A 13,180-nucleotide genomic window follows, 5' to 3' on the forward strand; every position below is an offset into this window, starting at 1 on the left:
TGCCCCTCCTCGCCCAGCCTGCCCGCTGAGTCGGGGCGTCGAGCCTCCGGCCGCCTGGGAAGAGGTCAGGTGCTCGGATCCCGGGTGGCGAACGTCCTTGTGCCGCTTGTTCAGTGGTCCCGGTCTCGGGCGCGCCGGAAGCGGTCCAGACCGTCCGGCAGCGCGATGACCGGGTCGGGGTAGTCGAGCGCGGCTCGGTCCGGGGCGGGCAGTTTCCACGGCTCGTGGAGGGCGGGGGCCGCCAGACCTGCGAGTTCGGGCACCCAGCGCCGCACGTAGCCGCCGTCGGGGTCGTAACGCTTGGCCTGGGCGACGGGATTCAGGACCCGGTTGGGGCGGGTGTCGGTGCCGGTGCCGGCCACCCACTGCCAGTTCAGCTGGTTGTCGGCCACGTCCCCGTCGACCAGCCAGTGCAGGAAGTGGGCGGCCCCGATGCGCCAGTCGACGTACAGCGTCTTGGTCAGGAAGCTCGCGGTGAGCAGCCTGGCACGGTTGGGCATCCAGCCCTCGTACCGGAGCTGGCGCATCGCGGCGTCGATCACGGGATATCCGGTGCGGCCCTGCCGCCAGGCCTCGATGTCGGCTCGTGCGGTGTGCTCGGTGCGCCAGTGGTCGTTTCTGGTCCGGTAGTCGGCGTGGGCGGCCTCCGGCCGGGCGGCGAGGACTTGGTGGTGGAAATCGCGCCAGGCGAGCTGCCGTACGAAGGCGTCCGCGCCCGGACCGCCACGGCGGCGGGCGCGGTGCAGCAGCTCCACGGGGGACAAGGTGCCGAAGTGCAGATGGCAGGAGAGCCGGGAAGTGCTGTCGGCGGCCAGGTCGTCGCGTGTGTCCTCGTAAGCGTCCAGACCGCGGCGCCAGTAGGTGGCCACCCGCTTGCGGCCCTCAGTCTCCCCGCCGGCCGGCAGCCCGGGAGAGACACCGGTGACATCGCTGCGCGCGGGCAGCGGCTCACCGCCGACATGGTTGGGCACGCGGATCCGGCGCGGGGCGGCGGCGAGGGGCCGCAGCGGGTGCTGCGCCCACCGTCGGTAGTACGGCGTGAAGACCGCGAAGTGGTCCGAAGAGGCCGGTGTCACCGTTCCCGGGGGTACTGCCACGGTGACGGTGTCGTGCACGAACAGGCGGCGCCCCACTGCTTCCAGGGCTCGGCGCAGCCGGTCCTCCCGGCGCGCGGCGAACAGGCTGTACCCGGCCGACATATGCACCTCGTCGGCGTTCGCTTGGGCCACCGTGCGGCACACCTCCTCGACCAGGTCGCCCGAGCGCATGACGAGCCGGCCGCCCCGCTGACGCAACGCCGCGTCGAGATCGGCCAGGCAGTCGGCCAGGAAGGCCCGCCGGTTGGGTACGGCGAACCCGGCCGCCTCCACGGCACGGTCCATGACGAAGAGCGGGACGACGGCATCGGCGGTCTCCAGCGCCGCGCACAGCGGCGGGTGGTCGTGCAGACGCAGGTCGGAGGTGAGCAGGACGACCGAGACGCGCATGGGTGTCAGCTTCTCTCCGGGGTGGGCGCAGGGCCGTGCGGACGGCGGTGTCTTCCGGCGGAACCGCACGTTCGGGTGTGCTGTGGTCCTGGGCGGACGCCGTGCCGGGCCGCGCGGTGCGCTCCCGCGACGTGCCGGGCCGCGCGGTGCGCTCCCGCGACGTGCCGGTCGCCCTGCGAGGCTCGATCGTGCGTCCCCACGACGCGGCCTCGACCGGGTTGGCCTGGAAGGTCGCACTCGTCTTCCTCGCCCCGCTGTGATCGTAAAGGGCGCCGCGTGAACGTGTGAAGGGCCCCGCGCGGTGCGAGGCCCTTCGGGCGGACGTGATGAATCAGTTGCGGTAGGCGATCCAGCTGTCGCTCATCCGCTGCACCTGACCCGGGGTGAACTGGGTCATGCACGAGTCGTACGTGTAGTCCATGAAGTTGTGGATCGGGTCGAGGCCGGGCTTGCTGGCGCAGGTGTCGCGCCCGGCCGGGCAGGCGTAGGCCGCGCTCGCCTCGGCGGGGGTGTCCGCGACGTAGTCGCCTTTGCCGTTACAGCCGCCCTGGAACGTGTGGTACAGCCCCAACCAGTGGCCGACCTCGTGCGTGGCGGTGTCGCCCTCGTTGTAGTTGGTGGCCGAACCGCCGGGCAGCGAGGCGTCCAGGATGACGACACCGTCGTCCGAGGGATTGGACTTGTACGAGCTGGGGAAGGTCGCCCAGCCCAGCAGGCCGCCGCCGAGGTTGGCGGTGTAGATGTTGAGAGCGTTCGCGCCGCCCTTGCGCAGCGACGACTTCATGGCCTTCTCGGCGGAGGAGCCCGGCGAGACACCGTTGTACCAGGAGCTGTTGTCCGTGTAGTCCGTGCCGGCCAGCGTGTACTGGAAGCCCGAGTCGGTGTTGCCGGCGCCCTGGCCGCTGTAGGCGGCGTTCAGGACGTTCATCTGGCCGTTGATGTCGGACGCGCTGAGTTTGCCGGTCGTCCCGGAGTGCACCACGTGGAAGTACACCGGGATCGTGGCGCCCGCGGCGAGCGTAGGGCCGTTGACCCGGCGGTCCGCGAGTCTCTGCCGCAGGTCCGCTTCCATGGCCTTGGCCCGGGCCGGGGTGAGCTGGTTGGGGTCGTGAGCATGTGTGGTTCCGGAGGGGCGCGCCTCCCGCGCCGTGGCGCCGGCGTCCGCGCCGTCCGCGCACTTCTGGGCGGAAGCGACGGTCACGGAGGAGGTGGACGTCTTCGCGGCGGCGGAGCCCGGGGTGACGGAGAGCGGTGCCAGGGCCAGGGTTCCGGCCAGGACGGCGGTGCCGATCGCACGGTTACGTATACGCGGCGATATACGGGCAAGAGTGCGCACAGGTTCTCCTAGCGGATGAGTGGGGGGAGGGATTTCCTCGCGCCGCCCGGAGATTACGTGCGCATGTCAGATCCTGAGCAGACTTGATCAGGCCCAATCGGCAGTAGGTCGAACCGGTAATACCGGAGAAACGATTCCATGCGTTCCAAGGTTTGAGGCATGGACATAAATCACGCGTTACTTCAATGGGTAGTGTGTCCCCATTGAGCCAGGAGGGCACGCCACCCGCTGTAGCGATGTAAAGCGTCGGCAACACACGCCCCAGTGGCCGGAAATGGACCCTCAGCGCATCGGGTGGTCCACTCGCTCGACCTTCTGCGTCCCGCTGAGCGTCCGGTAGGAACGCGTTCAGGCGGAGGTAGAAGGTGCACGTCGTGGAGGCGCTCCAGACTGCCGGACGGGTGGTGGCCATGGTCGGCGACGGCGCCAACGACGCCGCCGCCATCCGCGCCGCTGACATTGGCGTCGGCATCGCCGTGCACGGCTCCGCGGCCTCCCGGAACGCCGCCGACCTGGTGATCGCCAGCGACGATCTGTCGATGCTGGTCGACGCCGTCGCCGGGGGCCGGGCGCTGTGGCGGAGCCGACGCGGTCAGCGTCCTGATCGGCGGCAATGCCGGAGAGATCGGCTCTTCGGTCCTGGGCACACTACTGTCCGGCAACTTCTGTCCACCCGGCAGATCCTGCTGGTCAACCTTCTCACCGGCATGTTCTTGGTGATGGCGGCGTCGGTCACACTCCGTGACGAGAGCAGTGAGGGGCAGGCCGATGGCGAGTCCGTCCTGGGCGGGACCACCCCTGTGGGCGTCGCTGCCCTCGGCGATCCGCCGGCCCGCCAGATCAGGCATCGCGGCATCGTCACCACGCTCGGCGTGACCACAGCCTGGCTGATCGGCGCGGTCACACCGGGCTCGGCGCGCCGGACCAGCACCATGGCGCTGTGCGGTGTGGTCGGCGCCCAGCTCACCCAGACGATGACGGGACGGCGACACAGTCCGCTGGTGCCGGCGACCGCCCTCGGCTCCGCTGTTGTCCTGATCGGCCTGATCGATACGCCGCTGGTCAGCCAGTTCTTCGGCTGCACGCCCCTTGGCCCCGTGGCCTGGGCCGGGGTCGCGATTGCCATGGGCATCGCCGCGTTGGGGCCACGGCTGGAGCAGCTCGCCCAGCCACTGGTCCACCAAGAGGGATGACGTGCAGTCGCGACACGGGGCCTCCCTCACCCCGCTGAGGCTGCCAGGCTGCAGCTACGAACTCGTCGTCCTGTCCCGGGCGGCTGGCGACGGCCACAGCTGCCATGAGAAGTAGCGATCGGTCGGCGTACCAGGTGCGACGTGCAGCAGGCCGGACACCTGTGTGCTCATGCGCCGCGTGGCGTGACCGGTCGCGGGCGCCGCGCTCGAGGCACGCACGGAGTCGAAAACGGGCCCGGCATGTTTGCACGGGGAACGGTGGGCACTCGACCTGGGAGGTCGCCATGTCGAACACCGAACGGGCATCGAAGGCACCGGGTTCCCCCAAGCAGTCGAAGAACGGCGCGGCGGGTGGAGGACCGGGTGCGATGGAGGTGCTGCGTCATGCACGCGACCAGTTCACGCAGCTCACCGGCCTGGCCCCCGAGTCCGTGTCGTCCTTCGAACGCACGGAGAACGGCTGGGCGCTGGAGATCGAGGTCCTGGAGCTTTCCCGGATCCCCGACACCATGAGCCTGATCGCGAGTTACGAGGTGGAGCTCACCGCGGACGGTGAGCTCGCCGGCTACCGGCGCGTTCGCCGCTACGAACGCGGGAGGGCCGACTTGCAGCGGCCGGCCGGTCGCTAGCAGACCGCACTCCCGCGCACATCCCCACAGACAAGGAGGCGCGGTCGGCATGACCGTTGTCCCGGCACCGCAGACCGGAGGAGGCGGCACCGGCGGACTGTACGACGTCCTGGAGCTCGTTCTCGACCGAGGGCTCGTCATCGACGCGTTCATCCGTGTCTCGCTCGTCGGCATCGAGATTCTGAAGATCGACATACGGGTCGTCGTGGCAAGCGTCGATACCTATATGCGCTTCGCCGAGGCGTGCAACCGGCTCGATCTGGAGGCCGGTCCGCATAGGCGCCCCGGACTTCCCGACCTGGTCGGCGAGATCACCGAGTCCGGCGCGCGGGGCAAGGCGAAGGGTGCTCTGACCGGCGCCGCACAGACGTTCTCCGATGCCTTCAAACAGGCCCGTGAGGAGGCCCAGGGCGAGGCAGGGCCGCGGGCGCACAAGACGCCCAGCCACCGGAAGGAGGAGCAGGAGTGAGCACGTACGTCTACGGCATCGCCGCCAGCTCGCACCCCTCGCTCCCCAAGGACATGGGCGGGGTCGGTGATCCGCCATGCCCGGTCAGGGTCCTGGAGGAAGGCGAGTTGGTGGCGATCGTCAGCGACGCCCCCGAGGGGCTGCGGCCCAAGCGCAGGGACCTGCTCGCCCACCAGAACGTGCTTGGCGAGGCGGGCGCGGGCGGCCCCGTGCTGCCCATGCGGTTCGGCAGCGTGGCCCCGGACGACACCTCTGTCACCGAGGTGCTCGCCGAGCGTGCCGAGCACTACCTGGAGCGGCTGACGGCCCTGGAGGGCAGGGTCGAGTACAACGTCAAGGCCACCCACGATGAAGAGTCGGTGCTGCACCTGGTGATGGGGCAGAACCCTCGGGTGCGAGCCCTGGCGGAGGCCAACCAGAAGGCCGGGGGCGGTAGCCACGAGGAACGGATGCGGCTGGGCGAGATGGTCGCCGTGGCGGTCCAGGGCCTCGAGGCGTCGGACGCCGTGGAACTCCAGCGCGAGCTGGGCCCGGCTGCCGAGGCCGTCAGTGCCGGACCCGAGTCCCATGGCTGGCTGGCCAATCTCTCCTTCCTGGTCGCTCGCGACTCCGCTGAGGAGTTCCTGGCCGCCGTGGAGGAGTCCCGTAAGAACCACCCGCACCTCGATCTGCGGGTCAACGGCCCGCTGCCGCCGTACAGCTTCGTCGAGCCCGGCCCCGCCGAGCCCACCGGGACCGCGATCGGCACGGCCATGAGTGAGGAGTGACCCATGGGACTGCTCAAGGAGGTCCTGCTGCTGCCGTTCGCGCCGGCGCGCGGCAGCCTGTGGGCGATCCGGCAGGTGATCGCCGAGGCCGAGCGGCAGTACTACGACCCGGTGACCGTCCGGACCGAACTCGCCCTTCTTGAGCGCCGTCTTGAGGAGGGCGACATCACCGAGGAGGAGTTCGACCGCGAGGAGGACGCACTGCTGGACCGGCTGGAGATCGGTCTGGGTCGTACATCGTCAACCAGTGACGGGACGGCATGATGAACCGAGTGGCACTGGGCCTCGCGATAGGGGCTGGGTACGTCCTTGGGCGTGCCAAGAAAATGAAGCTCGCCCTCGCCGTGGGCACGTTGGTCGCCGGAAAACGCCTGCAGCTCGACCCGCGGGCGCTTGCGCGCCTGGTCGACGAGCAACTGCTGAACAATCCGGAGCTCAAGGAGATCGGCGACCAGCTGCGCGAGGACCTGCGCGGCGTCGGCTCGGCTGCCTCCGGCGCGCTGGTGGAGAAGCAGATCGAGGGCCTCGCCGACCGGCTGCACGACCGTACCGAGCGGGTGCGTGAGCAGCTCTCCGACGTCGTACCGGAGCCATCGCTGCGGTCCGAGGGCGAAGAGACCGAGGAGGGCCGGGCCGAGGAGACCGGCAGCGACAACGCGGCCCGTGGGGCGTCCGAGGCGGAGTCGGCCCCGCGCAGGAAACCGGCGCCGGAGGCCCCGTCCGGGAAGCGGCATGTGAGGGCACGCGATCAGCAGGGTGCGGGCACGAGGACCGCCAGGAAGGCCGCGAAGGCCGCCCGGACGGCCACCTCGAAGAAACCCGCCGATGCGCAAGGCGGTGTGGCTCGCACTATCCGTGGCCCGGCAGGTGAAGGGAGGCGGTGACGATGGCCGACATCGTCGGTGGAGCGACCGACAGCGCGCAGGACCGGCTGTCTCAGGTCGCCCGGGGGGAAGCGGTAGAGCACCTCAAGACGGAGCTGGAGGCCTACCTCGCCGCCCAGGCCCAGCGGCTTCTCGTCGGCGTGGGGCGCAAGCTCGGCCAAACCACGGTCAAGCTCAACGACATTGCCGAGGGCAACAGCCCCGGACTCGCCCGCCTCGCCCTGGAGGGCGGACGCAAGCTCATCGAGGGCAAGGGCCCCCTGCGCGCCATCCTGGAGGCGGGCGCCGGACGAGCCAAGGAGAGTGTCGTCGAGGCGCTCGGGAACCTCACCGGCGGCAAGAGCAGGCGGAAGCGCGGCGCGGGCAACAAACCCACCGTCATCATCGAGTCCATCGATGTCGGCGTGCCGCTGCGCACCGCCTATGACCAGTGGACCCAGTACCAGGACTTCAGCACCTTCGCCAAGGGCGTCAAGAGCGCAAGCCGCGCCGACGACCTCACCTCCGACTGGCAGCTGAAGGTGTTCTGGTCCAACCGCAGCTGGAAGGCCCGCACCATCGACCAGGTGGCCGACGACCGCATCTCCTGGACGTCCGAGGGCGCCAAGGGCACGACCAAGGGCGTCGTCTCCTTCCACCCGCTCGCCGAGACCCTCACGCGCATCCTGCTGGTCATCGAGTACTACCCCAAGGGGCTGTTCGAGAAGACCGGCAACCTCTGGCGCGCGCAGGGCCGCAGGGCACGCCTCGACCTCAAGAACTTCGCCCGCTTCATCACCATCAAGGGCGAGGCGGAGGACAGCTGGCGCGGTGAGATCCGCGATGGCGAGGTCATATGCACCCACGAGGACGCGCTTGCCGAGGAAGAGGGCGAGGAGCCCGAGTACGAAGAGGAGGGCGAAGGCGAGGAAACCGAGGAGAAGGAGCCCGTGGAGGAGTCCGAAGCCGAGGAGGCCAACGGGGAGGATCGCGGGGATGCGTACGAGGACACAGGCCGGTACCGGGAAGAGGGTGATGAGGAAGAGGAGGAGGAAGACGAGCGCGAGGACGAGCGGAGCCTGCGATGACCATGCCCACCAGGCTTCCGTCCCCCTACGAAGGCCCCAGCAGCAGCGCCAACCTCGCCGACATCCTTGAACGGGTGCTCGACAAGGGCGTGGTGATCGCGGGGGATATCCGGATCGATCTGCTCGACATCGAACTGCTCACCATCAAGCTGCGGCTGATCATCGCCTCCGTCGACAAGGCGAAGGAGATGGGCATCGACTGGTGGGAGGACGACCCGGCGCTCTCCTCCCGCGCCCGACGCCAGGAACTCGCCCGGGAAAACGCCGAGTTGCGCGCGCGTCTGGAGCGAATGGAGGCCATCAGCGGTGAGGAGGAGTTGGAGCGTGCGCGGGAGGGGAGGGAGCGATCGTGAGCGCCTTGCGGTACGTCTATGCCCTCTGCCGCCCCTTCAGTGCCCCGCTCCAGCATCCCCTGACGGGGGTCGGGGGAGCCCCCGCTCGGCAAGTGGAGCACCACGGCCTCGTCGCCGTCGTCAGCCAGGTCCCGGAGGAGGACTTCGCCGAGGAGCCGCTGAAGGCGCACCTTGAGGACCTGGACTGGCTCACCGCCACGGCCCGCGCCCACCAGAAGGTCATCGACGCGCTCTCCGGTGTCACCACTCCGCTGCCGCTGCGGCTGGCCACCGTGTTCCGGGACGACAGCGGTGTCCGGGTGATGATCGAGGAACGCAAGGACGACCTCCGGCGCGCCCTCGACCGAGTCGAAGGACGCGTCGAATGGGGTGTCAAGGTCTACATAGACGATCGCGAAACGGATACGGCCGAAAGCGACTCCCCCGCCGGGAAGGCTACTTCTGGACGGGACTACCTCCGGCAACGTCGCACACGCACGATGGCGCATGAGGAAATGTGGGAGAAGGTCGAGGAATTCGCTCGCCGGCTGCATGGAACACTTTCCTCGCACGCCGAGGAGTCCCGACTGCACGCTCCGCAGAACTCCGTCCTCTCCCGAGCCTCCGGGCGCAATGTACTCAATGCGGCCTATCTGGTGGCACGGAGCAGTTCCGAGGAGTTCGTGGAACTGGTGGGTCGCACCGGGGACGACACCCCGGGAATCCGGGTCGAACTCACTGGCCCCTGGGCCGCCTACTCGTTCACCGGGCTGATGGAAGGAGAGACGTGACCGTCGTCGAACGCCGGGAGGTCGCCCTCGTCGACCTGCTCGACCGGCTGCTCGCGGGTGGAGTCGTGATCACCGGCGATATCACGTTGCGCATCGCGGACGTCGACCTCGTCCGCATCGATCTCAACGCCCTGATCAGCTCGGTCAACGCCCACGTTCCCTCGCCCTGGCCGGAGACCTCACGACTATGACCGACAGGACGCCTCGCAGGCCCCGCAATCGGCTGGACCTGGAGCCCGACACCGTAGAGCGAGACCTGGTCAAGCTGGTGCTGACCGTCGTCGAACTGATCCGCCAACTGATGGAGCGCCAAGCGGTGCGCCGCTTCGACACGGGCGAACTGACGGAGGAGCAGGAAGAGCGGATCGGGCTCACGCTCATGCTCCTGGAGGACCGCATGGCCGAACTACGCGAGCGCTACGGACTTCGGCCCGAGGACCTGAATTTGGACCTCGGACCGCTCGGACCCTTGCTTCCGCGTGACTGACCGCCGGGGATCACGGGGGGCCCGGTGAGGATGACACTGACCAGAGAATCGACCTCCCGAGCTGTGCGGGTCACAGTCTCTCGGAATTACGAGTCTCCCGTTGCGGGAGGGGACAACGTTCGAGGGGTGCAGGGGCCCGGTCAGCTGTCCGCCGGTTGGCGGCCGTGCTGTGCGTCGCGCCGTGCGAGCAGGGCGAGCAGATCGGAGACGGTCAGGCCCTCCTCGGCTGGATGCCGCAGGAGGGTGCCCGGTTCGATGCGGTAGGTGTTGGAGCGCCCCTCCCGGGTGTGGCTGAGGTAACCGTCGTGCTCCAGATCAGAAATGATCTTCTGGACGGCCCGCTCCGTCAGCCGGCAGTGAGCCGCGATGTCACGGATGCGGGTGGTCTGGTCCTCGGCGATCGCGACCAGCACACGTGCGTGGTTGGTGAGGAACGTCCACCCGATATGCGACTCAGGCACTCCAGCCATACCTCGAGAATAGGCGCCGACATTCATGAACACAAAAAGGCGAAACAGAATTCCTGTAACTCTTGACATCTGATGTATGAGAGGTCGAACCTGACAAAAGGGGGTGTGCGGGTGGAAGAGCTCGGGAGGCTGACATGGCGAAGCGCCTACTCCCCCAGTCCGATCAGCCGTGCAGGGCTGCCCCGCACACGGTGCGGGTCTCCCCGCCGTCGCCCCTTCTGCCTCCCTGCCTGACGGTGGAGACGCATGGCACAGGGGACCGGACGGCTGTCCTGGTGTCGGGTGAACTCGACATCGGCACGGAGCAGGTGCTGCGGGATGCTTTGCACAACGCGCTGCGCTGCTCGGCGAGCGGCGTCGATCTCGATCTTGCCGGAGTGGATTTCTGTGACTGCTCCGGCCTCAACGTCCTGCTGTGCGTGCGCCGCCGGGCTCTGCGCGAAGCCAAGACCCTCGTGCTCACCGCGACCGGTCCCGCGGTCGAGAGGCTGCTCTCGCTTACCGGTACGCGCTGTCTGTTCGACCTGGCCGGGACCGTGACGGACGGCTATGCCAGGTGCTCCCGGGAGGGACGCGCCGCTTCGGCGCAGGGCAAGCGGCCCGACGATACCGACTGGGACCTGCGTATCGAACTCGTCCAGCTCAGGCGCGCCATGCAGACCCGGACGGTGATCGACCTGGCTCGCGGGGTCCTCATGGCCTCGTTCGCTCTGAGCGCTCAGGATGCCTGGAGCGTGCTGGTCACCGTTTCCCAGAAGACCAACACCAAACTGCACCGGGTCGCTCAGGACCTGGTGGAAGCCGTGGCGGGCGATGCCGCGCCCGGACCGGTACGACAGGAACTGGCGACCGCGCTCTGCGGGCTTCGGGAGACCGGTTCGAGCCACGGCACGGACAAGGACTGCAAGGGCGGGGGAGAAGGCGGCCGGACACGGAAGCCTGCTCAGTCCACGTGAGCCTTCTCTGCTGGTCAGCCTCCGGGCCTCCGCCCTGCTCCTGGCCGAGTTGCTCGCGCCAACGCTGAGCGTCTTCTGGGGCTTGGGCGGTACGGCCAGGCGCAGTTGAGCTTGGCCGACGATGGCCAGCAGGCCTGCGAGCACGCGCAGCCCGACTGCCACCGTGAGCGTCGCCGCCCACGCGGGCAGCAGCACCAGAGCGGCGGCCGCCGCCGCGGCAAGCGCGATCAGAGGACGCACGCCCGCCGGGCGGTCGCGCACCAGGGTGCGCTGGTTGCTCGCGGGCCTCGCTTCGATCGTCCCGGCCACGGTGCTCCGCCTCCTCTCGCGAGTGTGCAGCCTGCCCGGCCATCTGAGATCCACCGGTGAGTTCCTCAGGCTGGTGATGTGCCTCGACCGCGCAGCAGCGGCAGGTACACCTCGTCGACGATCTCGAGGAGGACCTCGCCGGGTGCGGAAGGAGCGCCGCGTACGACGAATTCGTTGCGCAGCAGGACTATGGCCACGGCCTGCCGTCGGGCCTCAGCGTTTCGAAGCGGGAGCCGTGGGTGGCAATGTACGTGCGGACCGTGGCCGAGGCGGCCTGGCGGGAATGGGGGCGGGCGGTAGGAGGACGACTGGTTCTCCGTCCTGCACAGAGAAATCCTTTGCCGAAAGGACGTCTGATTCGTGTCTTTCGGGAAACCCGGCAAGCAGGAGGTTCGTGTCATGGTCCCGATCCTGCTGGTTCTTCTGCTGGCTCTGGTCCTCTTCGGTATCGGATTCGCGGTGAAAGTGCTGTGGTGGATTGCGCTCGCGGTGTTCGTGATCTGGCTGTTGGGATTCCTGTTCGGCCACAATCCCACGGTCGGTGAGCGGCGCCGCTGGTATCGCTGGTGACCGGGCGGAGCATGCCTCCGTCACCGGCTTCCTGGTGATCCACGGCGCACAGATGACGGCGTCGCCCTCACCCTCCGGTCACACCACGAACGCGTGCTCCACAAGGAGCCGTGCCGTGGGGCCGACCGTTGCGTCGATACCCGCCACGGTTCAGCCCCTGCCGTGTTGGCCCGCGCGGGCGTCAGTCGTGTTCAGACGCGGACTTTCCGACGGCGGTTTGCCGCGACTGCATTGTTGGTTAGGGTGGCAAGTAGAGACGGATTCCGATGCCCTTGGCCAGGGTGATGGACAAGCTGGCGAGTTCGGGGATGCGCAGACTGATGGCTCCCGCGCGGGCCGAGTCAGACACGACGGGGGGCTCCTTGGTGGGGAGTTGGTGCCAGCAGAAGCCGAAGGCCACGTCGACCAGCTTCACTGGCGTTGGGTCGCTTGGCCGGAGAAACAACGCCCCGCCGTCGTGAGGCGCGGGCATCAGCAGGTCGATCCGCGGGTCGTTGACCGGTTCGTGGTCCCACGCGGCCTGGGACATGAACCACTGCCGCGCATGGCAGACAAGAAGGTCACCGAAAGCAGGCCGGGCAGTCTTCAAGAGGGCCTGGAGCAGGGGAAATGGGAAGCCACTGATTCATGGCTGCCCACCGGTCGGATGAAGGGCCGCACTCTCACCCTGCCTCAAGAAGTCAAGATCCGGAACACCATCTGCCGATCACGGCAAAGCACCGCAGGTCGACCGGACGCGGTGGGCGTGTGACCAGGCGGTCGGCGCCCGCGGTGCTGCCCCTATCGCTGCGCGTGTGGCTCGGGCTGATTGCGGCCCTCGCCGCGCTGGTGGTCGTCGTGCTCGGGGTCCTGTATGCCGACGACAGCAAGCCCGGCATGGTGGACGCGCGGATCGGGGCGGCGGTGGACGGTGTGGGGCCGCCGTGGCGGTACGCCGCTCTGGCCACGGACCTCTTGGGGGAGCCCGTGGGAGCGGCGACGCTGGTCGTGGCCACCGTGACGGGCTGCCTGCTGCTTCGGCGTCCTCGCGCAGCGGTGCTCATCGTTGCCGGCGTCGGCATGACCGTGGGGACGGCGACGCTGCTCAAGTCCCTGGTGGGACGCACCATCCACGACGGGAACCTGTCCTACCCGAGCGGGCACACCGCCTTCGTCACCGCGCTCGCCCTCGTGGTGGCGCTGCTCGCGACCGGCCGGCTCGGCCTCGGGGGGACGGCCGGCACGTTACTCGTGCTCGCCGCGGCGCTGGTTGCCGGCGCCGCCATGGGCTGGGCGCAGGTCGCCCTGGGCGCGCACTACCCGACCGACGTCCTCGGCGGCTGGTGCACCGCGCTGGCGGTGATACCGGCGACCGCGTGGCTGGTCGACCGGATGGCTGACCGGCTGGTCGATCGGATGGCCGACGCCGGTCGGCGGGAGCGACGCTGACGTCA

At 68.9% G+C, this 13,180-nt stretch carries 20 protein-coding genes and 2 pseudogenes; 17 read left to right on the plus strand and 5 right to left on the minus strand.

The window, feature by feature from the left end:
• Positions 1–110: 110 nt before the first annotated feature.
• Positions 111–1,487: a cryptochrome/photolyase family protein gene (locus BIV24_RS11730; protein ID WP_071366188.1), complete on the minus strand. Its 1,377-nt coding sequence runs from the start codon at positions 1,485–1,487 to the stop codon at positions 111–113.
• A 47-nt stretch (positions 1,488–1,534) separates the two neighbouring features.
• Here BIV24_RS11730 and BIV24_RS11735 point away from each other — a divergent pair, with 47 nt between their 5' ends.
• The gene (locus BIV24_RS11735) at positions 1,535–1,747 is read left to right on the plus strand and encodes a hypothetical protein (protein ID WP_143064598.1); all 213 of its coding nucleotides are present in this window, start codon (positions 1,535–1,537) and stop codon (positions 1,745–1,747) included.
• A gap of 71 nt (positions 1,748–1,818) precedes the next feature.
• Here BIV24_RS11735 and BIV24_RS11740 read toward each other — a convergent pair whose 3' ends face one another.
• A complete protein-coding gene (locus BIV24_RS11740) occupies positions 1,819–2,823 on the minus strand; it encodes a zinc metalloprotease (protein ID WP_071366190.1) in 1,005 nt (334 codons plus the stop codon).
• Between the two features lie 362 nt (positions 2,824–3,185).
• Here BIV24_RS11740 and BIV24_RS11745 point away from each other — a divergent pair.
• The 11 genes and pseudogenes from BIV24_RS11745 to BIV24_RS11795 form a co-directional block, all read left to right on the plus strand.
• Positions 3,186–4,016: pseudogene (locus tag BIV24_RS11745) on the plus strand (cation transporting ATPase C-terminal domain-containing protein); the annotation flags it as partial.
• A 284-nt stretch (positions 4,017–4,300) separates the two neighbouring features.
• Positions 4,301–4,645, plus strand: coding sequence for a gas vesicle protein GvpO (locus BIV24_RS11750; protein ID WP_079168193.1), 345 nt, complete (start codon positions 4,301–4,303; stop codon positions 4,643–4,645).
• A 49-nt stretch (positions 4,646–4,694) separates the two neighbouring features.
• Entirely contained in the window at positions 4,695–5,114 is a 420-nt protein-coding gene (locus tag BIV24_RS11755) for a gas vesicle structural protein GvpA (protein WP_071366192.1), read from the plus strand.
• The gene (locus tag BIV24_RS11760; RefSeq protein ID WP_071366193.1) at positions 5,111–5,881 is read left to right on the plus strand and encodes a GvpL/GvpF family gas vesicle protein; all 771 of its coding nucleotides are present in this window, start codon (positions 5,111–5,113) and stop codon (positions 5,879–5,881) included. The genes BIV24_RS11755 and BIV24_RS11760 overlap by 4 nt, the downstream gene beginning before the upstream one ends.
• A 3-nt stretch (positions 5,882–5,884) precedes the next feature.
• Positions 5,885–6,145: a gas vesicle protein GvpG gene (locus tag BIV24_RS11765; RefSeq protein ID WP_071366194.1), complete on the plus strand. Its 261-nt coding sequence runs from the start codon at positions 5,885–5,887 to the stop codon at positions 6,143–6,145.
• Positions 6,145–6,765 carry a hypothetical protein gene (locus BIV24_RS11770; protein ID WP_079168194.1) on the plus strand — a complete coding sequence of 207 codons (621 nt, stop codon included), beginning with the start codon at positions 6,145–6,147 and terminating at the stop codon, positions 6,763–6,765. Before BIV24_RS11765 ends, BIV24_RS11770 begins: the two co-directional genes overlap by 1 nt.
• 2 nt (positions 6,766–6,767) lie before the next feature.
• Complete coding sequence (locus BIV24_RS11775) at positions 6,768–7,832, plus strand: SRPBCC family protein (protein WP_071366195.1); 1,065 nt, start codon at positions 6,768–6,770, stop codon at positions 7,830–7,832.
• Entirely contained in the window at positions 7,829–8,185 is a 357-nt protein-coding gene (locus BIV24_RS11780; RefSeq protein ID WP_071366196.1) for a gas vesicle protein, read from the plus strand. Before BIV24_RS11775 ends, BIV24_RS11780 begins: the two co-directional genes overlap by 4 nt.
• Positions 8,182–8,955, plus strand: a complete 774-nt coding sequence (locus BIV24_RS11785) for a GvpL/GvpF family gas vesicle protein (RefSeq protein ID WP_071366197.1) — start codon at positions 8,182–8,184, stop codon at positions 8,953–8,955. The genes BIV24_RS11780 and BIV24_RS11785 overlap by 4 nt, the downstream gene beginning before the upstream one ends.
• Positions 8,952–9,146 carry a gas vesicle protein gene (locus BIV24_RS11790; RefSeq protein WP_071366198.1) on the plus strand — a complete coding sequence of 65 codons (195 nt, stop codon included), beginning with the start codon at positions 8,952–8,954 and terminating at the stop codon, positions 9,144–9,146. Before BIV24_RS11785 ends, BIV24_RS11790 begins: the two co-directional genes overlap by 4 nt.
• Positions 9,143–9,442 (plus strand): gas vesicle protein K, encoded by a 300-nt coding sequence (locus BIV24_RS11795; protein WP_071366199.1) that lies wholly within the window; start codon positions 9,143–9,145, stop codon positions 9,440–9,442. The genes BIV24_RS11790 and BIV24_RS11795 overlap by 4 nt, the downstream gene beginning before the upstream one ends.
• A 140-nt stretch (positions 9,443–9,582) precedes the next feature.
• On the opposite strand, the gene BIV24_RS11800 is transcribed toward BIV24_RS11795, so the two are convergent.
• A complete protein-coding gene (locus tag BIV24_RS11800) occupies positions 9,583–9,912 on the minus strand; it encodes a helix-turn-helix transcriptional regulator (protein ID WP_071366200.1) in 330 nt (109 codons plus the stop codon).
• 134 nt (positions 9,913–10,046) lie between these two features.
• Between BIV24_RS11800 and BIV24_RS11805 the strand changes: the two genes are divergently transcribed.
• Positions 10,047–10,868, plus strand: coding sequence for an anti-sigma factor antagonist (locus BIV24_RS11805; protein WP_079168195.1), 822 nt, complete (start codon positions 10,047–10,049; stop codon positions 10,866–10,868).
• 374 nt (positions 10,869–11,242) lie between these two features.
• Here the strand turns inward: BIV24_RS11805 and BIV24_RS33185 are convergent, their stop codons facing one another.
• A complete protein-coding gene (locus BIV24_RS33185; protein WP_342745246.1) occupies positions 11,243–11,374 on the minus strand; it encodes a hypothetical protein in 132 nt (43 codons plus the stop codon).
• A gap of 63 nt (positions 11,375–11,437) precedes the next feature.
• Here BIV24_RS33185 and BIV24_RS36425 point away from each other — a divergent pair.
• Both BIV24_RS36425 and BIV24_RS11810 read left to right on the plus strand, forming a co-directional pair.
• Positions 11,438–11,534, plus strand: a pseudogene (locus BIV24_RS36425) (SAM-dependent methyltransferase); the annotation flags it as partial.
• 42 nt (positions 11,535–11,576) lie between these two features.
• Positions 11,577–11,747 carry a hydrophobic protein gene (locus BIV24_RS11810; protein ID WP_071366202.1) on the plus strand — a complete coding sequence of 57 codons (171 nt, stop codon included), beginning with the start codon at positions 11,577–11,579 and terminating at the stop codon, positions 11,745–11,747.
• 238 nt (positions 11,748–11,985) lie between these two features.
• Here BIV24_RS11810 and BIV24_RS11815 read toward each other — a convergent pair whose 3' ends face one another.
• Positions 11,986–12,276, minus strand: coding sequence for a hypothetical protein (locus BIV24_RS11815; RefSeq protein ID WP_071366203.1), 291 nt, complete (start codon positions 12,274–12,276; stop codon positions 11,986–11,988).
• A gap of 15 nt (positions 12,277–12,291) precedes the next feature.
• Between BIV24_RS11815 and BIV24_RS33850 the strand changes: the two genes are divergently transcribed.
• A complete protein-coding gene (locus BIV24_RS33850) occupies positions 12,292–12,498 on the plus strand; it encodes a hypothetical protein (protein WP_143064599.1) in 207 nt (68 codons plus the stop codon).
• Positions 12,495–13,175, plus strand: a complete 681-nt coding sequence (locus BIV24_RS11820) for a phosphatase PAP2 family protein (RefSeq protein WP_071366204.1) — start codon at positions 12,495–12,497, stop codon at positions 13,173–13,175. Before BIV24_RS33850 ends, BIV24_RS11820 begins: the two co-directional genes overlap by 4 nt.
• Positions 13,176–13,180 lie beyond the last annotated feature (5 nt).

Source organism: Streptomyces colonosanans (genome assembly GCF_001866645.1).
Taxonomy (GTDB): domain Bacteria; phylum Actinomycetota; class Actinomycetes; order Streptomycetales; family Streptomycetaceae; genus Streptomyces; species Streptomyces colonosanans.